The 23,594-nt window shown below is 70.9% G+C and carries 19 protein-coding genes; 10 read left to right on the top strand and 9 right to left on the bottom strand.

What is annotated here, in order from left to right; translation table 11 throughout:
- Nucleotides 1-108: 108 nt before the first annotated feature.
- On the bottom strand, nucleotides 109-759 hold the full coding sequence (locus ACIBEI_RS01670; RefSeq protein WP_398883970.1) for a DUF4230 domain-containing protein: 651 nt from the start codon (nucleotides 757-759) through the stop codon (nucleotides 109-111).
- 331 nt (nucleotides 760-1,090) lie between these two features.
- On the opposite strand from ACIBEI_RS01670, the gene tuf reads away from it, so the two are divergent.
- On the top strand, nucleotides 1,091-2,284 hold the full coding sequence (gene tuf / locus ACIBEI_RS01665; RefSeq protein WP_398883968.1) for an elongation factor Tu: 1,194 nt from the start codon (nucleotides 1,091-1,093) through the stop codon (nucleotides 2,282-2,284).
- Nucleotides 2,285-2,294: 10 nt separating this feature from the next.
- Here the strand turns inward: tuf and ACIBEI_RS01660 are convergent, their stop codons facing one another.
- Together ACIBEI_RS01660 and ACIBEI_RS01655 are read right to left on the bottom strand one after the other, a co-directional pair.
- Nucleotides 2,295-2,675, bottom strand: coding sequence for an STAS domain-containing protein (locus ACIBEI_RS01660; RefSeq protein WP_398883966.1), 381 nt, complete (start codon nucleotides 2,673-2,675; stop codon nucleotides 2,295-2,297).
- 187 nt (nucleotides 2,676-2,862) lie between these two features.
- Entirely contained in the window at nucleotides 2,863-3,291 is a 429-nt protein-coding gene (locus ACIBEI_RS01655) for a MarR family winged helix-turn-helix transcriptional regulator (protein ID WP_398883964.1), read from the bottom strand.
- Between the two features lie 105 nt (nucleotides 3,292-3,396).
- On the opposite strand from ACIBEI_RS01655, the gene ACIBEI_RS01650 reads away from it, so the two are divergent.
- Together ACIBEI_RS01650 and ACIBEI_RS01645 are read left to right on the top strand one after the other, a co-directional pair.
- Nucleotides 3,397-4,854 (top strand): aldehyde dehydrogenase family protein, encoded by a 1,458-nt coding sequence (locus tag ACIBEI_RS01650; RefSeq protein ID WP_398883962.1) that lies wholly within the window; start codon nucleotides 3,397-3,399, stop codon nucleotides 4,852-4,854.
- Nucleotides 4,855-4,912: 58 nt separating this feature from the next.
- Nucleotides 4,913-6,022, top strand: coding sequence for an NAD(P)-dependent alcohol dehydrogenase (locus ACIBEI_RS01645; protein ID WP_398883961.1), 1,110 nt, complete (start codon nucleotides 4,913-4,915; stop codon nucleotides 6,020-6,022).
- Nucleotides 6,023-6,116: 94 nt separating this feature from the next.
- Here the strand turns inward: ACIBEI_RS01645 and ACIBEI_RS01640 are convergent, their stop codons facing one another.
- Nucleotides 6,117-7,067, bottom strand: a complete 951-nt coding sequence (locus ACIBEI_RS01640; RefSeq protein WP_398883959.1) for an NADP-dependent oxidoreductase — start codon at nucleotides 7,065-7,067, stop codon at nucleotides 6,117-6,119.
- Between the two features lie 70 nt (nucleotides 7,068-7,137).
- On the opposite strand from ACIBEI_RS01640, the gene ACIBEI_RS01635 reads away from it, so the two are divergent.
- Together ACIBEI_RS01635 and ACIBEI_RS01630 are read left to right on the top strand one after the other, a co-directional pair.
- Entirely contained in the window at nucleotides 7,138-8,154 is a 1,017-nt protein-coding gene (locus tag ACIBEI_RS01635) for a GlxA family transcriptional regulator (protein ID WP_398883957.1), read from the top strand.
- A gap of 128 nt (nucleotides 8,155-8,282) precedes the next feature.
- Nucleotides 8,283-9,161, top strand: a complete 879-nt coding sequence (locus ACIBEI_RS01630) for a hypothetical protein (RefSeq protein ID WP_398883954.1) — start codon at nucleotides 8,283-8,285, stop codon at nucleotides 9,159-9,161.
- Between the two features lie 19 nt (nucleotides 9,162-9,180).
- Here ACIBEI_RS01630 and ACIBEI_RS01625 read toward each other — a convergent pair whose 3' ends face one another.
- A complete protein-coding gene (locus ACIBEI_RS01625; RefSeq protein ID WP_398883952.1) occupies nucleotides 9,181-9,744 on the bottom strand; it encodes a TetR/AcrR family transcriptional regulator in 564 nt (187 codons plus the stop codon).
- Nucleotides 9,741-10,103, bottom strand: coding sequence for a DUF1304 domain-containing protein (locus tag ACIBEI_RS01620; RefSeq protein ID WP_307519149.1), 363 nt, complete (start codon nucleotides 10,101-10,103; stop codon nucleotides 9,741-9,743). The genes ACIBEI_RS01625 and ACIBEI_RS01620 overlap by 4 nt, the downstream gene beginning before the upstream one ends.
- A 145-nt stretch (nucleotides 10,104-10,248) precedes the next feature.
- On the opposite strand from ACIBEI_RS01620, the gene ACIBEI_RS01615 reads away from it, so the two are divergent.
- A complete protein-coding gene (locus tag ACIBEI_RS01615; protein WP_398883950.1) occupies nucleotides 10,249-10,731 on the top strand; it encodes a GNAT family N-acetyltransferase in 483 nt (160 codons plus the stop codon).
- Nucleotides 10,732-10,785: 54 nt separating this feature from the next.
- Here the strand turns inward: ACIBEI_RS01615 and ACIBEI_RS01610 are convergent, their stop codons facing one another.
- Together ACIBEI_RS01610 and ACIBEI_RS01605 are read right to left on the bottom strand one after the other, a co-directional pair.
- Nucleotides 10,786-12,039, bottom strand: coding sequence for a PucR family transcriptional regulator (locus ACIBEI_RS01610; RefSeq protein ID WP_398883949.1), 1,254 nt, complete (start codon nucleotides 12,037-12,039; stop codon nucleotides 10,786-10,788).
- A 102-nt stretch (nucleotides 12,040-12,141) separates the two neighbouring features.
- Complete coding sequence (locus tag ACIBEI_RS01605) at nucleotides 12,142-13,605, bottom strand: MFS transporter (protein WP_398883947.1); 1,464 nt, start codon at nucleotides 13,603-13,605, stop codon at nucleotides 12,142-12,144.
- Between the two features lie 266 nt (nucleotides 13,606-13,871).
- Between ACIBEI_RS01605 and ACIBEI_RS01600 the strand changes: the two genes are divergently transcribed.
- The 4 genes from ACIBEI_RS01600 to ccrA are packed head-to-tail and all read left to right on the top strand — an operon-like array spanning nucleotide 13,872 to nucleotide 22,076.
- Entirely contained in the window at nucleotides 13,872-15,605 is a 1,734-nt protein-coding gene (locus ACIBEI_RS01600; protein ID WP_398883945.1) for a fatty acyl-AMP ligase, read from the top strand.
- Entirely contained in the window at nucleotides 15,602-19,720 is a 4,119-nt protein-coding gene (locus tag ACIBEI_RS01595; RefSeq protein ID WP_398883943.1) for a beta-ketoacyl synthase N-terminal-like domain-containing protein, read from the top strand. The genes ACIBEI_RS01600 and ACIBEI_RS01595 overlap by 4 nt, the downstream gene beginning before the upstream one ends.
- Before the next feature lie 13 nt (nucleotides 19,721-19,733).
- Nucleotides 19,734-20,714, top strand: a complete 981-nt coding sequence (locus ACIBEI_RS01590) for an alpha/beta hydrolase (RefSeq protein ID WP_398883941.1) — start codon at nucleotides 19,734-19,736, stop codon at nucleotides 20,712-20,714.
- Between the two features lie 60 nt (nucleotides 20,715-20,774).
- The gene (gene ccrA / locus ACIBEI_RS01585; protein ID WP_398883939.1) at nucleotides 20,775-22,076 is read left to right on the top strand and encodes a crotonyl-CoA carboxylase/reductase; all 1,302 of its coding nucleotides are present in this window, start codon (nucleotides 20,775-20,777) and stop codon (nucleotides 22,074-22,076) included.
- Nucleotides 22,077-22,106: 30 nt separating this feature from the next.
- On the opposite strand, the gene ACIBEI_RS01580 is transcribed toward ccrA, so the two are convergent.
- Nucleotides 22,107-23,570: a cytochrome P450 gene (locus tag ACIBEI_RS01580; protein WP_398883937.1), complete on the bottom strand. Its 1,464-nt coding sequence runs from the start codon at nucleotides 23,568-23,570 to the stop codon at nucleotides 22,107-22,109.
- Nucleotides 23,571-23,594: the final 24 nt, after the last annotated feature.

The following is a 23,594-nucleotide window of genomic DNA, read 5'->3' as shown; positions in this document are numbered from 1 at the left end:
CTCTGCCTTGTGCTGCCGGGGCGATCGGTGTGCTCGGGCCGGAGGGGCGATGGGGCGTCGACGAGCGTGCGCGGGCCGAGGTCACGGGCCGGAGTCACGGGCCCAGGCTCATGACCCGTACGTCACCTTCACCTCCTTGAAGCCCAGGGAACCCAGCAGCCCCTTGAGCATGCCGGTGGTGTTCTCCTCGGCGCGGGCGGTCAGTTCGGTCTTCTTCGCGGCGTCACCGATGTGCCTGGCGGCGAGCCGCTGGACGGCCCGCTCGTCGTTCGGGTTGTCCGAGAAGACATCGCCGAGCCGGTCGAGGAGACCGCGCTGCTTGGAGACGGCGTAGGACTGGTCGGGGTCGAGTGCGGGCTTGCCCAGAGCGGCGTGGGGGAGCTTGAGCGTGGCCGATGTGCGGTCCTTGTTGACCTTCACATCCTCGTCGCGGATCTTTCCGAGGTCGACGTAGGCGTCCACGGTGCCCGCGCCCACGTACAGGGTTCGGGTGCCGCGGACCGCGTCCGGCAGGTACTTGGTGTCCTTCTCCAGATCCACCACCACCTGGAAGTTGCCCGAGGCGGCGTCGTAACGGCTCATGTCCTGAATGGACTTGAGGAGTGTGGGTCCTGTCCGGTCGTGGGTCTCCTCGCGGAACACGTCACGCAGACCGGGCAGCAGGCTCAGCTGCAGTCCGGCACCGAGTATCACCAGAACCAGCACGACCGCGCTCAGGATCTTGGCCCATCCGGGCATGCGCTTCAGGGACGTCGTCATGTGGCCGTCCTCCTTCCTCCTTCCTAGTGCCCCCCAAATCCCTGGCCAGACAGGCGTGTTGACCGGATGGTTGATTGCATAAGTACATCGGTGACTGCCTGGTGCGCGGGCTGGTGCCCGGGGAGCACCACGAGCAACGAACGGTCGCACGAGGCACATTCCGCTTCTTCGTCATCAGCCCTCGCGTGAGCCTTCACGATTCAGGACAGGCTCCTCGACTCCGTGGACACGGCGGGCGATCGGCAGTACCGAATAGACGAGGAGAGACGAGAAGCGACGGGACCACAAGCAGAAGACGCTCATATCACCCGGGTGATCAGGAGGGCTCGCAGTGGCCAAGGCCAAGTTCGAGCGGACCAAGCCGCATGTCAACATCGGCACCATCGGGCACATCGACCACGGCAAGACGACTCTCACGGCGGCCGTGACGAAGGTCTTGCACGACAGGTTCCCCGACCTCAACCCGTACACGCCCTTCGACCAGATCGACAAGGCGCCCGAGGAGCGGCAGCGCGGCATCACGATCTCGATCGCTCATGTCGAGTACCAGACGGAGCGGCGGCACTACGCGCACGTCGACTGCCCGGGGCACGCGGACTACATCAAGAACATGATCACGGGCGCGGCGCAGATGGACGGCGCGATCCTGGTGGTCGCCGCGACCGACGGTCCGATGCCGCAGACCAAGGAACACGTCCTGCTGGCGCGCCAGGTCGGCGTCCCGTACATCGTCGTCGCGCTGAACAAGACGGACATGGTCGACGACGAGGAGATCCTCGAACTCGTCGAGCTGGAGGTGCGCGAGCTGCTCACCGAGTACGAGTTCCCCGGCGACGACGTCCCGGTTGTGAGGGTCTCGGCGCTCAAGGCCCTTGAGGGCGACGAGCGGTGGGCCGCCTCCGTCCTCGAACTCCTCACCGCAGTCGACGAGTTCGTGCCCGAGCCGGTGCGCGATGTGGACCAGCCCTTCCTGATGCCGATCGAGGACGTCTTCACCATCACGGGCCGCGGCACGGTCGTCACCGGCCGCATCGAGCGCGGTGTGCTGCATGTCAACCACGAGGTCGAGATCATCGGCATCCACGACCAGAAGACGAAGACGACGGTCACGGGCATCGAGATGTTCCGCAAGCTGCTCGACGAGGGCCGTGCGGGGGAGAACGTCGGGCTGCTGCTGCGCGGTGTGAAGCGCGAGGAGGTCGAGCGTGGGCAGGTCGTCATCAGGCCGGGCTCGGTGACGCCGCACACGGAGTTCGAGGCGAGGGCGTACATCCTGTCGAAGGACGAGGGCGGCCGGCACACGCCCTTCTTCCACAACTACCGGCCGCAGTTCTACTTCCGCACGACGGACGTCACGGGAGTGGTGACCCTGCCCAAGGGCACCGAGATGGTCATGCCGGGCGACAACACGAGCATGCACGTCCAGCTGATCCAGCCCATCGCGATGGAGGAAGGGCTGAAATTCGCGATCAGGGAGGGCGGCAGGACGGTCGGCGCCGGTCAGGTCACCAAGATCCTCAAGTAGCGGCGCGCTGTCATAACGACTCCGAGGCGGCCTCGGGCCGGCCGAGGGCCTCGTCCATGCTCGACAGCGGAGGCAGCACGTCGTCGAGCCCGGTCACATGCAGGATGCGCAGGGTCAGCGGGTGGGTGCACACCAGGTGCAGCCGCCCGCCCCGGGCGAGGACCCGGCGCCTGGCCCGGTACAGCAGGCGCAGACCCGAGCAGTCGAAGAACTCGATGTGCCGCAGGTCGAGCACGACCCGCGCGGCCGGGTCTCCCGTGGCCGCGTCCAGGGCCGGGACGATGTCCAGCGCCGCGATGATGTCGATCTCTCCGTGGAACTCCAGCACGGTGTGCCCGCGGTCCTGGTGGACACGCAGATGAGGAGTGAACGGCGCGGACTCGTTGCGCACGACGACATCACCTCCAACAGGGTCACCGGGGGTCAGGGTGACGTCGTTCCGTGAGCGTAGACGCGGCCGTGTGCGGCTGGCGGCCGCCCAACCGTTCCCCACTCAGCAAGTTACCCTCGATAGGGTGAATTTCAGCATGTTCGATTGACATATGTCTTCGATTTAAAGGACGTGTCGCTCGTCAGTTTCAGGACAGCGACTGCCACGCCTTCGACAGCGCCTGCCGGAGCTGGTCCGTCTGGTGCGCCGTGAGATCCCGGACCATGCGCTCCTCCAGCTCCCGCACGGGCTCGGCGTGCCGAGCGAGCACGTCGCGGCCAGACTCGGTGAGGAGGATCAGCAGCTCGCGACGGTTGCGGGGATTGCGCTCGCGCCGTACGAGACCGCGCGTCTCCAGGGACCGGATCACATCGGCCACGGACTGCGCGGTCACGAACGAGTCGCGGGCGAGCTGTGCCGCGGACAGGCCGTCGTGCCGCTCCAGGACGGTGAGCGAGGTGTACTGCAGCGCTGTGATCCCCGTGGGCTTCAGCAACTCGTCGAGGCGGGACCGCACGACGAGTTCCACCTGCTTGACCATGTACAGGAGCGACGGGGGTGCCTTGGTGACGACCATGCGTTCAGCCTAGGGCATTGACAGGAAACCTGTCCGTAAAGAGACTGCGAACCAACAGGAATCCTGTTGGTTGAAATCTTGGCGATCGAGGCTGAGGAGTGGGCAATGACGACCACCTTCGAGAGCGGGCCCGGGCAGCTGTTCATCGGTGGACAGTGGCGCGAGGCGGCCGACGGAGCACGTACGGACGTGTTCGATCCGTCGACGGGCCAGGTGGTCACGACGGTCGCGGAGGCCTCCGCCACCGACGTCGACGCGGCCGTACGCGCCGCGCGGGAGGCGTTCGACAGCGGACCGTGGGCCACGATGAGCGGTCGTGACCGCGGTCGGGTGCTGCACCGCGTCGCCGAACTGATCCGGGAGAACGCGGACGAGATCGCGGCCCTGGAGAGCCAGGACGTCGGCAAGCCGATCACGCTGTGCCACGCGGTCGACGTGACGAACGCGGCCAACGACTACGAGTACTACGCGTCCCTCGCCTGGACCCTGGACGGCGCGACCAGGGACACCCCGCTCAACGGCCTCGCCTACACCAGGCCCGGCCCGATCGGTGCCGTCGCCGCGATCACGCCCTTCAACTTCCCGCTGATCCTCGCGGGCTCGAAGATCGCCCCGGCGCTCGCGGCCGGCAACACGGTCGTGCACAAGCCTGCCGAGGAGACCCCGCTCAGCGCCCTCTACATGGCCGGGCTGCTCCAGAGGGCGGGCGTCCCGGACGGTGTCTACAACGTCGTCACCGGCACGGGACCGGTCGCGGGCGAGGCGCTCCTGCGCAACCCCGGCGTCGACAAGATCGCCTTCACCGGATCCACCGCGGTCGGCCGGCGCGCGGCGAGCGTCGCGGGCGAGGGCCTGAAGTCGGTCACCATGGAACTCGGCGGCAACGCGGCGCACATCGTCTTCGAGGACGCCGACGTCGAGAAGGCCATCGGCGCGGTCATCAAGGGCTTCGTCTTCAACACCGGTCAGTTCTGCATGGGCGGCCCGCGCCTGCTCGTCGCGCGCCCGCTCTACAACACCGTGGTCGGCATCCTCGCCGACGCCGTCCCCGGCGTACCGGTCGGCGACCCCCGGGAGCCCGGGACCGTCGTCGGGCCGATGGCGGGGGAGAGGCACCTGAAGAAGGTCGAGGAGTACGTCGAGCTGGCCCGCAAGGAGGGCGGCCGCATCGTGTGCGGCGGCGAGCGCCTCGACCTGAACGGCGGCTTCTACTACAAGCCCACGGTCATCGCGGGCCTGTCCAACGACTCCCGGGTGGTCCAGGAGGAGATCTTCGGCCCGGTCCTGACCGTGCAGCCCTTCGACTCCGAGGACGAGGCCGTCGAACTGGCCAACTCCACGCCGTACGGCCTGGCTTCGGGCCTGCAGACCACCGACCTCGCCCGCGCGCACCGCGTCGCCGACCGGCTCCAGGCGGGCATCGTGTGGGTCAACGACTGGGCGATGCTCGACCCTGCGGTGCCCTTCGGAGGAGTCAAGTCCTCCGGCTTCGGCCGCGAGTACGGGCCCGAGGCACTCGCCTCATACACCAAGGTCAAGTCCGTCGTCATCTCGTTCGACTGAGCGCCCCCGCAGCCAGGCTCACCCCTTCAACTCACCCTCACCCAAGGGAGTTCGCAGCATGTCCACCACCACTCGCGCAGCCGTGGTCGAGTCCGGGGGAGCGCCCTTCACCCTCGCCGACGTGGAGCTCGACGAGCCCCGCGCCCATGAGGTCCTGGTCCGGATCGTGGCCGCGGGCCTGTGTCACACCGACCTCGGGGTCGCGAGCGGCGGCCTGCCGTTCCCGCTGCCCGGCGTACTGGGCCACGAGGGCGCCGGGATCGTCGAGGCCGTCGGCCCGGACGTCGTGGGCGTCGAGCCCGGCGACCACGTCGTGCTGTCCTTCACCTCCTGCGGCTCGTGCCGCAACTGCCGCGACGGCCACCCGGCGTACTGCGCCACCTGGCTGCCGCTGAACCTCCTCGGCGGCCGCCGCGCCGACGGCTCCGCCACCATCAGCCGTGACGGGGCCCCGCTCGGCGGACACTTCTTCGGCCAGTCCTCCTTCGCCGAGCGGGCGTTGGTGGACGAGCGCAGCCTCGTCAAGGTCGACAGGGACATCCCGCTGGAGTCCCTCGCCCCGCTGGGCTGCGGCGTACAGACAGGGGTGGGTGCGGTCTGGAACGTCCTTCAGCCCCGTACGGGCGACACGGTCGTGGTCCTGGGCGCCGGTGCGGTCGGTCTGTCGGCGGTGATGGCCGCGGCACTGACGCCCGCGACCACCGTGGTCGCCGTCGACAAGGTCGTCGAACGGCTGGAACTGGCAAGGGAGTTGGGCGCCACCCACACCGTGAACGCCAACGAGGCGGACATCGTCGAGGCGGTTCAGCTGATCACGAGCGGGGCCGGGGCCGACGGGGTCGTCGAGACCACCGGCAACGTCATCGTCCTGCGCAAGGGCGTGGACGCGCTCGCCGCCCGCGGCACGGCGGTGATCGTCGGCGCCCCGCCCTTCGGTTCCGAGGTCGCCCTGGACGTCAACGGAATGCTCGGCGGCAAGCGACTGGTGGGCCTGACCCTCGGCGACCAGGAGACGCAGACCGCGATCCCGGCCCTGGTCAAACTGGTCCGCGAGGGCCGCCTGCCCCTGGACCGGCTGATCAGCACCTACGCGTTCGAGGACATCGGCCAGGCGGTCCAGGACATGGCCGCGGGCAAGACGATCAAGCCGGTACTCACGTTCACCTGAGCGCCCCGAAAGGGGCGCGGGGAACTGCGCGACCAGCCACAACCGGCCCGCAGCTCAACACCACCTGCGGTACCCGCGCCCCACAAGGCAGGCCCTACCGAACCTGAAGAACAAGCTTCCCCACGGTCCGCCCGGTCTCCCCGAGCGCATGCGCCTTCGAGGCCTCGGCCAACGGAAACACCTCGGCAACCGCGGCACGCAACCGCCCCGAAGCGACCAGCTCGGCAATCGCCCGCATCCCGCCCTGATCGGCCTCCACGAGCAGCTCGATCGCCCGCACACCGAGCCCCCGCGCCTCCTCGGCGAGCGCCGGCGACCCGGACGGCAGGATCGACACCAGCAGCCCGCCCGGCCGCAGAGTCTTGAGGGATCGCGACCGATACTCGCCCCCGACCGTGTCCAGCACGACATCGACATCCCGCACGACCTCGGCGAAGTCGGTCTCCCGGTAGTCGACCGTCTCATCGACGCCCAGTCTCCGCAGGAACTCGTGCTTGCCCGCGCTGGCAGTACCGATCACGTACGCCCCGCGCTCCTTGGCGATCTGCACGGCCAGATGCCCCACTCCGCCGGCCGCCGCGTGGATCAGCACCCGCTGCCCCGGCCGGACGTCCGCCGTGTCGACCAGCGCCTGCCAGGCGGTCAGCGCGGCCAGTGGAATCGCGCCCGCCTGCGTGTGGTCGACCTCGGCCGGCTTGTGCGCGAAGGCCCGCGCCGGACCGGTGACGTACTCGGCGTGCGCCCCCACGCCGTACGGGTACGGCAGCATGCCGAAGACCTCGTCGCCCGGCTTGTGGAGGGTGACGCCGAGGCCTATCGCCTCGACGACGCCGGACACGTCCCAGCCGAGGACGAACGGCGGCTTCCCGAGGAAGTTGCCGTTCGCCCGGTGCTTCCAGTCGGTCGGGTTGAGGCCCGCCGCGTGCACCCGGATCAGCACCTCGCTCGGTCCGGGCCTCGGGATCTCAAGTTCCACTTCCTTGAGGACCTCGGGACCGCCGAGGACGTCCTGACTGATCGCGCGCATCGTGTTCTCAGTGCTCATGCGCTCCAGCCTGCCGGGCCGCGAGAGCCTGGAAAATGGCATGATTGCCATTGTTCGATAGGATCGTGCCATGCTGCAGACGCGATGCGGAGAGCGCCCCGACCCCACCGAGACCTCCCGGCGCGGGGAGTACGACGGACCCGTGGAGCGGGTCGTCGTCCTGGCCCTGGACGGGGTCTACCCCTTCGAACTCGGCATCCCGAACCGGGTCTTCGGCTCGGCCGAGGGCCGGTACGAGATCCTGACCTGCACGGTCGACGGGCAGCCGGTGCACAGCAGCTCGGACTTCTCGATCACCGTCGAGCACGGCCCCGAAGTGCTGCGCACGGCCGACACCGTCGTCATCCCGCCGTTCGCGCTGTCGCAGCTCAGTGATGATCTCCCCGAGGCGGTGGCCGGCGCGCTGAGGTCGATCCGGCCGGACGCCCGGATCGTGTCCATCTGCACGGGCGCCTTCGTCCTGGCGGCGGCGGGGATGCTTGCCGGACGCCGGGCGACCACGCACTGGCAGCTGGCCCCGCTGTTCCGGAAGATGTTCCCGGACGTGGACCTGGACGCCGATGTGCTGTTCGTGGACGAGGACTCCCTCCTCACCTCGGCGGGAGCCGCGTCCGGTGTGGACGTCTGCCTGCACCTCGTGCGCAAGGACCACGGCAGCGAGCTGGCCAACCGCGTGGCCCGGTCCTGCGTGGTGCCGCCGTGGCGGGACGGCGGCCAGGCCCAGTACATCGAGCAGCCCGTGCCTGAACCCTCGAACGCGGGCACGGCGGCGACCCGGCAGTGGGCCCTGGAGCGCCTCGGCGAACCGCTGACCCTGGGCCATCTCGCCGCGCACGCCCGGATGAGCCTGCGTACGTTCGCCCGCCGGTTCAACGACGAGGTCGGGATGAGCCCCGCACGCTGGCTCATCCAGCAACGCGTCGTCCGCGCACGGCAGTTGCTCGAAGCCAGCGATCTCCCGGTGGATCAGATCGCCGGCGAGGTCGGCTTCGCGACCGGCACCTCGCTCCGGCAGCATCTGCACGCGGCGATCGGCGTCTCGCCACAGGCCTACCGGCGTACGTTCCAGACGGCCCGGCAGAGCTGACGCAACGCCACAAACCGAAACTCGTCAGCCACTCCCCACTCTGACTGAAGCGGACTCCGTCCGAACGTCCTGAGGGGCCCGCGCGTCGGAGGAGGGACACGGCAATACGGCAGGCGGGGGGCGGCGCTATGCGGGGGATCAAGGCGGGCGGACTGGCGATGGCGGGCATCGCGACGGTCGCGACACTCGTGACGGTGCTGGTGGAGAGCGAGAAGGGGCACACCGACGGAGGGCTCCTCGACGGCGGACCCGCGTCGGCCACGCCCTACAGCGGACCGCTGCGCGTGCCGCACAAGGAGTACGACGAGGACAGCCAACGGGCGACCGAGGCGGAGTCGGGCGCGGCCGGGCTGGCCCTGGAGTGCGAGGGGGACATCCACTCGGGCGGGTTCGGGGGCAACTGGAGCGAGGGCGACGGCGGTTCGACCCCGGCGGCAGGGCTTGAGGCGTACTTCGACATCGAGCAGCCGGACGTTCCGAGGTCCGGCTACCGCGTGGAGCGCGACGACGGGGACCGGGTGCTGTTCTCGTACGATGTCGGGGGTCTGACCAAAGTCGCCGTCATCGTCGCCAAGGACCAGCCGAACCGGCCCGGTTGGGGCCCGGAGACGACCGCCTCGTGCGACCCGGCCGAGTTCCCGGAGAGTTTCACCGACGACCAGGGCTACGAGGTCTGGACCGACGCGAGTGGCCGTCGGCTTCCGGTCACCACCATCAGCAGTTCCCAGGGCTCGGAGCACTGCGACTGGCAGTCGGCCCACTTCCTCGAACTCGGGCACGGCGCGAAGCGCGTGCTGTACGCCCGTGACCCCGAGGGCGTGCTGTCCGGCCTGCTCACCGCCCCGTACGACGGCGACGTCACCCTGCCGGACGGCGCCCGCGACACCGGATACCGCCACGGCGAGCGGGAGTTGTGGCTGACGGCCGACAAGAAGAAGGCGTACGTCCGCACGCCGGACGGGGTGGAGGCGTGGCCGGCGGTGAAGAAGGGGATGGGCTGCGACTGACCTCCCGTCCGGCGGCGTCCTATCGGCTCGCGTGCAGGGCCACGAGCAGGCGCCACACCTTGTGGGCGATCTCCTCCGGGGAGGCCTCGACCAGCCCGTGCAGCCAGTCGGCGAGGACGCCCGCGAAGGTCGCGGCGACGGCGGAGGCGACGAGTGGGGCCTCCGGCGCGCCGACGAGTTCACGCTCGGCGAGGCTGCGGGCGCGCAGGTCCCGGTGCAGGACGCGGCCCAGCGGTCCGCCCCCGCCCGGGCTCAACAGGGCGCGGTAGAGCGGGGCATGAGGGGGCAGGCTCGCGAAGAACGTCAGCAGGGCGTCCGGTGCGGTCCTGGGGTCGGGCCTGCCTCGCCACGCGTGCAGGGCGTCCACCGCGTCCCGTACGACATCGGCGCAGGCGTCGACGGCCAGCGCCTCCAGGTCGGCGTAGTGCAGATAGAACGTGGCCCGGCCGACCCCGGCCGCGCGCACCAGTGCGGCGACACTGACCTCCGCGAGCGGCCGTCGGGCGCACTCGTCGAGGAGGGCCCGGCGCAGCTTGGCCCGGGTGCGCTCGGCCCTGGGATCGGCCCTGGGGTCGGAGGTCACCGGGCGACGAGGACGGCGGCCAGGGCGAGCGCGCCGGGCAGGGCCTGCGCGAAGAGGATGCGGCGGTTCGCGGTGACCGTGCCGTACACACCCGCGACGATCACGCACGCCAGGAAGAAGACCTGCACGCGGAAGCCCGTCGGGTCGTCGGCGATCAGTCCCCAGACGAGGCCGGCCGCGAGAAAACCGTTGTAGAGCCCCTGGTTGGCGGCGAGGGCGGCGGTGGCCTTCGCCATCTCGGGGTCGAACCCGTGCAGCCCGCGCCCCGGCTTCTTCTCCCACAGGAACATCTCCAGAACCAGGATGTACGCGTGCAGGGCGGCGACAAGGCCGACCAGCACGTTCGCGAGTGTCTGCATGGGGAGGTGGGCTCCTTCACGGGGGAACTGCCTGGAATTTCCTGGACAGGTGTCCACTATACATGGACACCTGTCCAGGAAATCCCAGGCATCGAGGAGCGCTGCCCGGTGGCGCTGTCAGACCCGGCCGCTACCGTCCTGTCCCATGAGTGACCACCACGACCAGCCAGTCGTCCGCCGGGCCCGCCCCGAGGACATCCCAGCGCTCGTCGCCTCCAGCGCGGCCCTGTTCGCCGAGGACGCGGGCACCCGGGACGCGACCGTCGACATCAACTGGCCTCTCGCGCAAGGTGCGGAGAGATTCGCCGCGGGCATCGACGATCCGGCCCGGCTGTCGCTGGTGGCCGAGCGGGACGGCGAGGTCATAGGACACCTCGTGGGCGCGGTCGCGGACGGCTCGGCCATGCGTCCTGCGAAGATCGCTACCCTGCGCAGCCTGTACGTGCGCCCGGCCCACCGCGGCACCCGGGCGGGAGCGCGGCTCGTGGCGGGCTTCCTCGACTGGGCGCGGGAACAGGGTGCCCAGCTCGCGGAGGTGACCGCGTACGCGGCCAACGCGGACGCGATCCGGTTCTACGAGCGCAACGGCTTCGGACCGCACACGCTCACCCTCGGCCGGCCGCTGTGACGGTCACCCTCGGCCAGTGCTGTGAGGCTCACCCTCGGCCGGCCGCTGTGACGCTCACCGCGCTCGGGCCGCCCTCCGGAGTTTGAGCGCCCGCAGCGCCAACTGCATCTCGAACTGGGTGGTGGGGTCGTGGAGCCGGTCGCCGAACAACTCGTCCAGCTGGCGCATGCGGTAGCGGACCGTCTGCGGATGGACGGCGAGACGGGCGGCCACCTCGCTCGCGTTGTGGCCGCACTCGAGCCAGCTGAGAAGTGTCTCCGCGAGACGCTCGCGCTGGGGCAGCCGGATGGTGTCCAGGGGGCGCAGATGCCGGTCGGCCATCGCCTCCACCAGAGCCTCGTCGCGGAACAGCATCAGCGTGGCCAGATGGTCCCGACAGCGCACCATCTGCGTGTCCGGCAGCACGCCCCGCCGGGCCAGATCGAGCGCCTCGGCCGCCCACCGCAGCGACCTCGCCCCCTCCTGGAGCGCGACGCTCGGCCCCATGACGGCCCGTAGGCCCTGCAACGCACCGGCGACGGCACGCGCCCTGCCCGGGCCCTCCGGGTCCGGCACCACCAGCACGGCCGGGCGCACGTCGAACCGGGCCAGGAACTCCGGTGGCACGATGGGCGGTTGGGACGCACCGGCCTGCGTCCCGTGATCGATGACGACCACGGCCAGCGAACGGGGCACGGGCCACTGCGCGGTGTGCGCGAGATCCGTGATGGCCGCGACCGACGCGGGCGGGTCCACGATCAGCAGATCGATCAACCGCGAACGCCGCTGCTGCAGTTCACCGGCCGCGTGCAGCCGCGCCTCCGTGTACCCGGCCGTCGTCGCGGCCGCCATCTCGTCCAGGTGCAGGAACAGCGCCTCACCGAACGCGGCCAGCACGTGACGCGGCAGCAGATCGGCGTCGACCAGCGCGTTGATCCGACGCCATGTCACCCGCGCGCCGAGCCGCAGCGCCGACTGGAACGCGTCGAGACTGCGCCCCTCGTCCGCCTCGCCCCGGCCGATGCGCTGATACGTCGCCGTCACCGGCTGCCAGTCGGTGTCCGGCTTCGCCATCCGCTCCAGGAACCCCTGCAGCGCATGCTCCACGCCCTGATGCACGACCTGCATGTACGTGTCGTCCGTCGGCCGCGCGTACTCCGGGATCTCGGTTCTGATCGCCCGTACGACCTCTTCGGTGATGTCGTCGAAGAACGGTCTGAGATGGTCGTGCAGACCCGAAGGGAACGCCTTGAACGGGCCCTGGGCCTCCTCGGCCCTCGCCGTGGCGTTCGTGGCCTCGATCTTCTCCAGCATGCGGAATCCGGTCACGCAGCGGCTCCTTCTGCGCACGGGAAGTGGGGCACGGTGACGATACCCGCACAGATTCTGCCCAGCTTCATCGGCGACTGACAGACATGCACCGGGGGCTTGTCACTTCATGACAAGGGGAATCTTCGCCTTGGCCTTGGTTCTGGTCCTGGTTGTGGCTCTGCTCCGCGTCACCACCCGCCGATGACGCCCACGACGGCGCAGCGTCACCAGCGTCACGAACGCACCCGCGAGTACGCAGCACGCGGCGAGCCGGAGACCGAGGTCGTAGCCTTCCAGGAACGCGTCGCGCGGATCGGCGCCCGAACGCAGTTCGGAGCTTTCACGTCGGGTGAGCACCACGCCCACCAGGACCACCCCGAACACACCGGAGACCTCGCGGGCCGCGCTCACCAGACCGGTCGCCATCCCCATCCCCGCCTCCGGAACCTTCGCGAGACAGCGCACGGTCAGGGGAGTGGTGAACGCGGAACCCCAGCCGATCAGCAGCAGCCCCGGCTGCAGATCCCAGAAGCCGGCCCGCGCGCCCGCGCCCGAGACGGACAGCAGACCGACCGCCACCAGGCAGAGGCCGGCCGCGATCGAGACATGCGCGCCCAGCGCACGGGCCGCCCGCTCGGCCATCGGCGTCCCCAGCAGCAGCGCGCCCGCCAGCGGCAGAAACGCCAGCCCCGCCCCGGTCGGCGAGAAGCCGAGCACCCGCTGGAGATAGAGGGCCGTGAAGAAGAACACCCCGTTGACGCCGATGCCCCACAGCACCTGTGCGGCGATCCCACCGGTGAGGAACCGGTCGCGCAGCAGCCGCAGTTCGACGAGCGGCCGCGCGGTCCGCGCCTCCACGAACACGAACACACAGGCGGCCACCGCCGAAACCCCCAGGCACAGCGGTACGGGCGCGGTGCCGAACCCGTGCTCCTGCCCGCGCACGAGACCGTAGGTGAGCAGATAGAGCGCGAGCACGGACAGCAGCACTCCGGGCAGATCGAGACCGCCGCGCCGAGATGCGGAGGACCGGCCGGGCACGGCCGGCATCAGCAGCAGCGCGATCACCCCGAACGGGACGTTGAGCGCGAACACCCAGCCCCAGCCCCACCGTTGGGTGACGAAGCCGCCCACCACGGGTCCCAGTGCCAGCGCCACGGCCAGCGCCGCGGTCCACAGGCCCACGGCCGTGGCGCGCAGTCGCGCGGGCAGGTCGACCGCGATGACGGCGAGCGAGGCCGGGATGACCAGCGCGGCCCCCACGCCCTGCACGGTACGGGCCGCGATCAGCGTGCCCCCGCTGTCCGCGAGGGCGGCCGCCGCCGACGCCGCCGTGAAGACCAGGATCCCGGCCGCCAGCACGGATCTGCGTCCGAACAGATCGGTCAGCCGCCCGCCGGGCAGCAGCAGCGCGCCGAAACTGAGCACGTAACTGGCGGCCACCCACTCCAGGTCCGGCACCGTCAGACCCAGTTCGCGCTGCACGGTCGGCAGGGCCACGTTGATGACCGTGTTGTCGAGCGTCGTGATGAACCCGGTCAGCGTGAGCAGGGAGAACAGCGCGAACAGCCGTGCACGTCCCACAAGACGCTCCTTCCGCCGTCGCACGGATTGTCGGCTTGAGGCGGTCGCCGGGGCTCTGGCCCACGGCATGGAATCGACGGCACGCCTTTGTCAGCGAACTGACAGAAGGCGGAAGACGAACTGTCAGGACGTCGTCTAACCCACGGTCCGCCCGGAGGCGGAACCTGGGGCACCGCCCCGAGCGGACACCCTCGCCCCAGCTCCTCCCGTTCAGCTCCTCCCGCTCTCGCTCGACTCGCGCCGCCGCCGACCCAGTTGGAGCCCCCATGACCTCCGTCCGGCCCGCCGCCGAATCCGCCTCACTCACGGACCACCTGAGGCACTGGGCCAGACACCGGCCGCAGCAACGCGCCTTCAGCCACGTCGACTTCCCCGACAGCGCCCCCACCGGAGTGCACCGGGCGCTCGGCTGGCGCGCCCTCGACGCCCGGGCCAGGTCCGTGGCGGCCCGGCTCGTCCAGATCGCCTCCCCCGGCGAACGCGCCGCCCTCGTACTGCCCCAGGGGCTCGACTACGCGGCCGGATTCCTCGGCTGCCTGTACGCCCGCGTCGTCGCCGTACCTCTCTTCGGTCCCCAACTCCCCGGCCACGAAGGGCGACTGGCGGCAGTGCTGGCCGACTGCGAACCGGCCTGCCTGCTCAGCGACTCCGAAACGGCCCGCGCGATGGGCGAGTTCATCCGTGAACGCGGCCTGCCGGAGCTACCCGTCGTACCCGTCGACCAACTCCCCGTCCAGCGGGGCGGATTCGGAGAGACGGGCGAACCCTGGGCGGTTCCCGAACCGGACGACATCGCATACCTCCAGTACACCTCCGGCTCCACCCGCAGCCCGGCCGGCGTGATGATCAGCCACGCCAACGTCGTCGCCAACGCCCGCCAGGCCATCGACGCGTTCATCGCCGACCCGGACGCCGCCACCACGGTCGGCTGGCTGCCCCTCTTCCACGACATGGGCCTCGTCCTCAGCATCGCCGCGCCGGTCGTGGGCGGTTTCCCGTCCGTCCTCATGGACCCCTCAGCCTTCCTCCGGGAACCCGCCCGCTGGCTGCGCCTCCTCGGCTCGTACGAGGGCACGGTCAGCGCCGCCCCGAACTTCGCGTACGACTACTGCGTGGCCCGCACCGACCCGGCGCTCGTCGACGAACTCCGCCTGGACCGCGTGCGGGTGCTCATCAACGGCAGCGAACCGGTGCGCGCCGGGACGGTGGACCGCTTCCACACGACGTTCGCGCCCGCCGGGCTCGACCCGGCCGTGCACTGTCCGGCCTACGGCCTGGCGGAAGCCACCGTGTTCGTGACCGCGAGCTCCCGGGACGAACCGTCCTCGGCCGTCGCCTGCGACGCCGACGCGCTCCGGGAGGGGCGGATCGAGGAGACGTCGGACGAGTCGGCGGCCGTCCTCGTCCCGTGCGGAACGCCCGTCGGTCAGGAGCTGCGGATCGTCGGCCGCGACGGTGCCGTGCTGCCGCAAGGGCGGGTCGGCGAGATCCAGTTGCGAGGCCCCAACATCGGGCTCGGCTACTGGAAGCGCGCCGGACTCACGGCCGAGACCTTCGGCTTCGGCGCGGCCGGAGACTGGCTGCGCACCGGTGACCTCGGCGCCCTGCACGACGGGCGGCTTCTCGTCACCGGCCGACTCAAGGACGTACTCATCGTGGACGGGCGCAACCACTACCCCCAGGACATCGAGGAGACCGTACAGACGGCCGTGGCCCTGATCCGCCGGGACCACCTCGCCGCGTTCGGAGTGACCCGGGCGGACGACGTGGGCGAGGACCTCGTCGTGGTCGCGGAACACCGGCGCGGCACCGAACCGACGCCCAAGGACACGCGGAACGCCGAACGCGTCGTGCGCGCCGCGATCTCCGCCCGCCACGGACTGCGCCTCGGTTCGCTGCGGCTCGTGCCGCCGGGTTCCGTCCCGCGTACGAGCAGCGGCAAGGTGTCCCGCGCGGCCGCCCGGGCGCGCTTCCTCGACGGCGGGTTCGGGCCGCGATGAGCGTGTCGCGCAGGGAGATCCGCGAGCTGGTCGCCGGGCGTCTCCAGGACTGGTACGGGGTCGGCCCGGGCCAACTCCCCGACGACAGGCCCCTGGCGGAGGCCGGCCTGACCTCCCGGGACGCGGTTGCCCTCACGGCGGACCTGAGCCAACTGGCCGGAAGACGCCTGCCGGACACACTGCTGTGGGAGGCACCGACGATCGACACCCTCGTGAGACGACTTGGGGCAACCGCGCCCCTTAAGGGGCGCGGGGAACTGCGCGACCAGCCACGGCCGGCCGGCACCAGGCAAACCGAGCCGATCCTCACGGTCGCCATCATCGGCGTCGGCTGCCGCTTCCCAGGCGGCATCACCTCCCCCGACGAATACTGGCAACTCCTCACCGAAGGCCGCGACGCGGTAGGCACACTCCCACCCGGCCGCTGGGACCCCTTCGTCCGGGATCCGGAACGCCTGCCGGACGACGTGACCCGGCACGGCGCCTTCCTCGGCGGCCTCGACGACATCGCCGGCTTCGACGCCGAGTTCTTCGGCATCCCCGCCCACGAGGCCACCGCCATGGACCCCCAGCACCGCATGCTCCTCGAAGTCACCCGGGAGGCACTCGACCACGCGGCCCTCGCCGCACCCACGCTCGCGGGCACCCGCACCGGAGTCTTCGTGGGCATCAGCGGCAACGAGTACGCGCACCTCACGACCGCCGACCTCCGTGCCGTGGACGCCTGGACGGCCACCGGCGCGTCCATGAGCATCGCCGCAGGCCGCCTGTCGTACGCCCTCGACCTGCGCGGCCCCAGCCTGTCCGTCGACACGGCGTGCTCGTCGTCGCTGGTCGCGGTGCACCACGCCGTACGCAGCCTGGTGACGGGCGAGAGCGACACGGCACTCGCCGCCGGGGTGAACCTGCTTCTGACCCCCGCCGTCACCCTCGGCTTCCAGCGCGCGGGAGCCCTCGCCCCGGACGGCCGCTGCAAGGCCTTCGACGCCGCGGCCGACGGGATCGTACGCGGCGAGGGCTGCGGAGTCGTCGTACTGAAACGGCTCGCGGACGCCGAACGCGACGGCGACCGCGTCCTGGCGGTGATCCACGCGACGGTCGTCAACTCCGACGGCCGCTCCAACGGCCTGACCGCCCCCAACTCCGAGGCCCAGTGCGCCCTCCTCGCCGAGGCGCACACCGCCCCGACGACCGTGGACTACGTGGAGGCGCACGGCACGGGCACCGCCCTCGGCGACCCCATCGAGGCGAGCGCCCTCGGCGCCGTACTCGGCCGTGACCGCCCCCTGGACCAGCCCCTTCTGATCGGCTCCGCCAAGACGAACCTGGGCCACCTGGAAGCGGCCGCCGGTGTCGCGGGCCTGATCAAGACCGTGCTCGCCCTGCACCACGGCGAGATCCCCGCCCACCTGCACTTCACCCGCCCGGGCCCGCACGCCGACCTCGACGCGCTCGGCCTGCGCGTGGTGGGCTTGCCCGAACCCTGGCCCCGCTACTCGGGCACGGCCACCGCGGGCGTCTCGGCCTTCGGCTTCGGCGGTACGAACGCCCACGTCGTCCTCGCCGAACACCGCCCGGCCGCCCGGGCGAAGGGTCCCGCCGGGCGCCCCGCGCTGCTCCTGCTGGACGGGCCGACCAAGGAGCGAGTACGCGCCTACGCCGGCGAACTGGCGGCCTGGCTGGACACCCCCGACAGCGGGCGTGTACGCGACGCCGACCTCGCCCGCACCCTCGCGGGGCGCACCGGCCGTGGCCGCCATCGCGCCGCTCTCGTCACCCGCGACCGCACCGAGACCCTCACCGCACTCGACCGCCTCGCGGCGGGCGAGCCCTCCCCGCGGCTGGTCACGGGGGAAGACCGGCCGGGCGGGCCAGGACCCATGGTGTGGGTCTTCTCCGGCTACGGCTCGCAGTGGCCCGGCATGGGCCACCAACTCCTCGCCACGGAACCGGTGTTCGCGGCCGCCGTCGACCGGCTGGAACCCCTCGTCCGCTACCACGCGGGGCTCTCCCTGCGCGCCGGACTCCGCCCCGACGCCGACCTCTCGACCCCCGCGGCGGTCATGCCCGTGCTCTACGGCATGCAGGTCGCCCTCGCCGAACTGTGGCGCTCGTACGGCCTGGAACCCGACGCCGTCATCGGCCACTCCCTGGGCGAGATCGCGGCGGCGGTCGTGTCGGGCGCGCTGGACCAGGCGACCGGCGCCCGGATCGTCGCCGTACGCTCCCGGCTGCTGGACCGGCTGACCGGCGGAGCCATGGCGGTCGTGGAGCTGCCGGCGTCCGAAATCCCGGTGCTGGCAAGGGAGTTCGGCACGCTGGAAGTGGCCGTGCACTCCTCGCCCGCGCAGTGCGTGGTCACGGGTGCGGCCGAGGACGTGGCCGGGCTGGTCGCCCGGGTGACCGAGAACGGCGGCTTCGCCCGTCTGCTGGGTGTGTCGGGAGCCGGCCATTCGCCCGAAGTCGAGCCACTGCTCCCGGAGTTCGCGTGGGAGCTGGGCGAGGTCCGGCACTCCGAACCCCGCCACCGCCGCTACTCGACCGTGCTCGGCGATCCCCGGGAGACAGTGCCCTGCGACACGGAGTACTGGGCGGCCAACCTGCGCCAACCCGTCCGCTTCGCACAGGCGGTACGCGCCGCCGCCGAGGACGGACACCGCGTCTTCCTCGAAGTCGCCCCGCACGCCACGCAGTTGCACCCGCTGACCGACACCCTGCGCGATGCCGGCGCCGGGGACGCGCTGATCGTTCCCACCCTGCGGCGCGACACCGACGACGCGCTCGCCTTCCGTACGTCGCTGGCCACACTGCTCGTCCACGGGGTACGGGTGGCCCAGCCGCGGGAGGGCCTGCATCCCGAGGGCCGCATCGTGGACGTCCCGCCGCCCCGCTGGCGGCACCGCCGCTTCTGGGCGGGGGAGGAGCCGTCCGAGGAACCGTCCCGTGTAGTGCCTCTCGACCCGGCCGCCGGTCCTCTCGAACGGCTTCGGCTGTGTGTGGCCGCGGTCATGGGCTACAGCCCCGAACGCCTGGACCCCGACACCCCGTTGACCGATCTCGGACTGGACTCCCTCACGGCCGTGCGCATACGGGCCGCGGTGCAGCGGGAGTTCGGCATCGAGGTGGAGCCGGGGGTGCTGCTCAGGCGCGGGACACTGAGGCGTGTGGCCGGCCTGCTGGAGACCGGGGGAGAAGCGGTGACGGCCGGTGACCCGGGACGGCAGGCGATGCCCGGCGATCCGAAAGAGCGCGGGACGGCGGTGGGTTCGGCCGCCGACACGCCCGTACCAGAAGGATCCGGGCCCCGGCCCGACGCCCCGACCCCTCTCCGCGCGTTCCCGGCGACCGGCCCCGGCATCCCCCTCTTCCTGGCTCACGCGGCAGGCGGATCCGCCGATGTCTACGCCCGGCTGGCCCAGCGCCTGGACGGTGACCGCCCGGTGTACGGCTTCGACCGACTGCCCGACCCCGACGATGTGCTGGGACGGGCCGAGGAGTTCGCCCGGAGGATACGGGAGGCGCGGCCCAAGGGGCCCTGGCTGCTGGGTGGTTGGTCGTACGGCGGTCTGGTCGCGCAGGAGGCGGCCCGGCATCTCACTCCGCACGGCAGGGTCGGCGCCCTGGTCCTGCTCGACTCGGTCCTGCCCCTGCCCACCGGCCTCACCGCGACCGACCTTGCCCTGCGGCACTTCCGGGACTTCGCCGCGTACGTGGAACGCACCTACGGCAGCGCGCTCGACCTGCCGTACGACGAACTCGCCGGGCTCGACGACGCGGGACGGATCGACCTCGTCGTCAAGGTGCTACGAGACACCGTCGAACTGCCGGAAGCGGTCCTCGAACACCAGCGGACCTCCTACCTGGACCTGTGCAGCGGCGAGCGCCACCGGCCCGGCGGCTACGCGGGCCGCACCCTGCTCTACCGGGCGAGCGAGACCGCCCCGCACACCGTCCACGACCCCCGTTACGAACGCGGCGACGCGACGCTCGGCTGGGAAGCGCACTGCGCCGACCTGACCGTCGTCCCGTTGCCCGGCCACCATCTGTCGCTCCTCGACCCCCCGGTCGTCGACACGCTGGCGGCACTGCTGACACGCGATCTGCGGGACTCCTGAAGGGACTTGCCCCATGACTCGTAAGCGGAGATGTGCCGCGCTCGCGGTGACGACGGCCCTGCTCGGCGCGGGAGTCGGGCTCGACGCACCACCCGCGACGGCCGCTCCCGCCGCCGCGGTGGCCGCGGGCGCCACGATCGTCGCCGAGAAGTGGCTCGACACCCGAACCGTCGACCTCACGGTCGCCTCCCCGGCGGTCGGCGCGTCCCTGCCCGTACGGGTGGTCCTGCCGACCGCGTACGCCGCGCAGCCCGACCGCACCTGGCCCGTGCTCTACCTCCTCCAGGGCGCGCACGACGACTACACGTCCTGGACGAGGGAGACGGACGTCGTCGACTTCCTCGCAGGCCAGAACGTCATCACCGTGATGCCGTCGTCCGGTCCCACCGGCATCCCCACCGACTGGTGGAACTACGGCAGCGCCGGCGCACCGGACTACGAGACGTTCCAGGTCGACGAGTTGATGGGGGTGCTGCAGCAGAAGTTCCGGGCGGGGACGAAACGTGTGGTCGCCGGTGTCTCCACCGGTGGGTACGGTGCTCTGGCCTTCGCCGCACGGCACCCCGGGACCTTCGCGGCGGCCGCCTCGTACAGCGGGATCCTCGACACCACGGCGTTCGGCATGCCGACCGTGCTCAACGCGATCGTCGCCCGGGAACAACTGCTGCCGCTGACCCTCTGGGGCAGCCCGCTGCTCAACCGGGACAACTGGGACCGGCACAACCCGTCCGCGCAGGCCGCCAATCTCAAAGGCACCAGCCTGTACATCTCCCAGGGCAGCGGCCTGGCGAGCGGTGACTTCGACAACCTCGAAGGCGCGGCGCTCGAAGGCGCGCTCTGGTCCCAGGCGCACCGGTTCACCGAACGGCTGGAAGCCCTGGGCGTCCCGGCCCAGGTGCACTTCTACAACGGCGGAGCACACGCGTGGCCGTACTGGCGACAGGAGTTCAAGGCGTCCTGGCCCATGCTCGCGGCGGGCCTCGGCCTGAGCTGACTCGGGCCCCGGCATGAGCGGACCCCTGACCCGAGTCGATCCCCTCAAGGAGGAACCACCATGGATGCCCTGGCCGAGGCAGTCGTCGCGGGAGCCGCCCGCAGCGAACTGGAGCACCTGCCCCCACCCGACCGCTTCACCGCCGCGCACCTGCGCGCGGAGGACGTCGACAGCTTCACCGGAGTCGCCGACAAGGACGTACGGAAGTCCATCCACATCGGCGCGGTACCGATGCCCGAACTCGCCCCGAACGAGGTGCTGGTGGCCGTCATGGCCAGTGGCATCAACTTCAACACCGTCTGGTCGGCGATGTTCGAACCCATCCCGACCTTCTCCTTCCTGAAGCACTTCGGCCGCCAGGACCGCTGGGCGGCCCGGCACGACCAGCCCTTCCACGTCATCGGCTCGGACGCCTCCGGCGTCGTGGTCCGCACGGGGTCGGGCGTGCGCAGATGGCGGGTCGGCGACCACGTAGTGGTGAGCCCCGTGTACGTCGACGAGGAGGACCCGGCGACCCACGCCGACGGCATGCTGGGCACGGGCATGCTGGCGTGGGGCTTCGAGACCAACTACGGAGGACTGGCCCACTACGCCGTGGCCCGGACCAGTCAACTCCTGCCCAAACCCGCCCACTTGACCTGGGAGGAGGCCGCCTCGAACCCGCTGTGCGCGGGCACGGCGTACCGCATGCTCGTCAGTGACCGGGGTGCCCGGATGACCCAGGGCGACGTGGTGCTGATCTGGGGAGCGGCGGGCGGTCTCGGCGCGTACGCGGTCCAACTCGTCCGCAACGGCGGGGGCATAGCCGTCGGTGTCGTCAGCAGCGAGCAGAAGGCGGAGTACGCCCGCCGGCTGGGCTGCCACCATGTGATCAACCGGGAGGAGATCGGCCTCAGCGGCAGCGAGCCGCCCGCCGATCCCGCCCTGGTCGGCAAACGGCTCGGCAAGCTGGTCCGGGCCGCGACCGGGGAGGACCCGCACATCGTCTTCGAGCACGTCGGCCGGGCCACCTTCGGCGTCTCGGTCTTCGTCGTCCGCAGGGGCGGGGCGGTGGTGACGTGCGGCTCAAGCACCGGCTACCAGCACGAGTTCGACAACCGGTACCTCTGGATGCGCCTCAAGCGCGTCATCGGCAGCCACGGCTCCAACCTCCACGAACAGGCCGCCGTCGGCCGCCTCCTCGACCTCGGCCACCTCACCCCCGCCCTCACCGAGACCTACCCGCTCACCGACACGGCCGAGGCGGCCCGCCTGGTCCAGAACAACACCCACCTGGGCAAGGTCGGCGTACTCGCACTGGCTCCCGGGCCGGGTTTCGGGGTCATGGACGCCGAGCGCCGGGAGCGGCTCACCGGGATGTGACCGTCATCAGGAACGCCATCAGGGACGTCATCAGGAAGGAGTGGGTTGTTCCTCGTGCTCCTGGGCCTTCGTCGGGACCCGTGGCCGCGGTGTCATCGAGAGCTTGTCGGGTTTGACCGTGACGATGGCCTGGGGGCGCGGGGGAGCGGACGTCAGGGTCAGCCGCCAGCGTTGGACGACGGTGGCCAGGACGATGAGGAGTTCGGTCCAGGCGAACTCCTCGCCGATGCACTTGCGCCGGCCGTCCCCGAAGGCCAGGAACGAGGAGCGGTTGATGCTCTTGGCGCGCTCGGGTTCCCAACGGCCCGGGTCGAAGGCAGCGGGGTCCGCGTAGACCTCGGGGTCGTGCTGGTGGACGTACGGGCTGTATACGACGTCCGCGCCCTCGGGGATCGGAACTCCGTCGAGGACGACCGGGCGCGTGGTGGTACGCGTGACGAGCCAGGCGGGTCCGTACATGCGCATGGCCTCCTTGAGGACACTGCGCATGTACGGCAGGGAGGCCAGGTCCTCCTGGCGCAGCGGGCGTTCGCCGCAGACGGCGTCGAGCTCGGCGTGCACCTTCCGCTCGATCCCCGGGTTGCGGCTGATCTCGTACAGGGTCCAGGCCAGGGTCGTTCCGGTGGTCTCGATCGCGCCGGTGAGGAGGGTGATCGCCTCGTCCTGGAGCTGCTGGCGCGAGAGAGGGCCCGTCTCGGGGTCGTCGGCCGTGAGCAGAGTGGAGAAGAGTCCGGTCTGCGACGCGGTGCCCTCGGCCTGGGCGCCGCCCTGATGGGCGGGGCAGCCTGGCGGCGGCGCGGGCTGCTCCACGGACGCCAGCTGGGCCCGGTGGTGGTCGATGGCCTGGTCGATGAGGGTCCGCAGCCGGGCGACCCGCCGCTCGTGCGCGCGGTTCGCGGGCAGGGGCAGTTTCGTCACCCAGCCGGGCAGGATGGTCTGCCGGATCGTGCCACGCATGATCTCCGGCATGAGGCCCTGGAACTCCTGCTCGACATGTCCCGGCAGGCCAGAACCGAAGAGCGCCACGAGGAAGGTCGACAGCGTCAGGTCGTTCATGTCCTCGTACGTGTCCCGCGCGACACCCTCCGCCCAGGTCTCGGTCGCCGTCCGTACGTGGCTGATCATGACGTCGCCACGGGTGGCGATGTGGGACTTGTTGAACATCGGCTGCATCAGCCGCCGGTGCTTCATGTGCAGGTCGCCGTCGGCGATCGTGGCGAGGCCGTCACCGAAGAACACCCGCAGCGCGTCGATGATCTTGCCGCCCTTTGCGAACGCGTCGACCTCCGTCACCAGTACCCGGCGGGTGACGGCCGGATCGGTGACCACATAGGCGGCGGTGGGACCTATCAGGATCTTCACGACGCTGCCCTGTTCGCGCAGCGCGTTCATGAACTCCAGGGGACGTCGGGCCAGTTGGTGTCCGTGTCCGATCAAGGGCAGGCGGCCGGGTGCGGTCGGGGCCGCGGCGGGAGAACCTGATACGCCGCTCATCGGTGAGTCTCCTCAAGATCAACT

The sequence above is a fragment of the Streptomyces sp. NPDC050988 genome (genome assembly GCF_044456225.1).
Lineage (GTDB): Bacteria > Actinomycetota > Actinomycetes > Streptomycetales > Streptomycetaceae > Streptomyces.
Note: the sequence above shows the minus strand (reverse complement) of the source record. Positions and strands in the feature narration are given on the sequence as shown.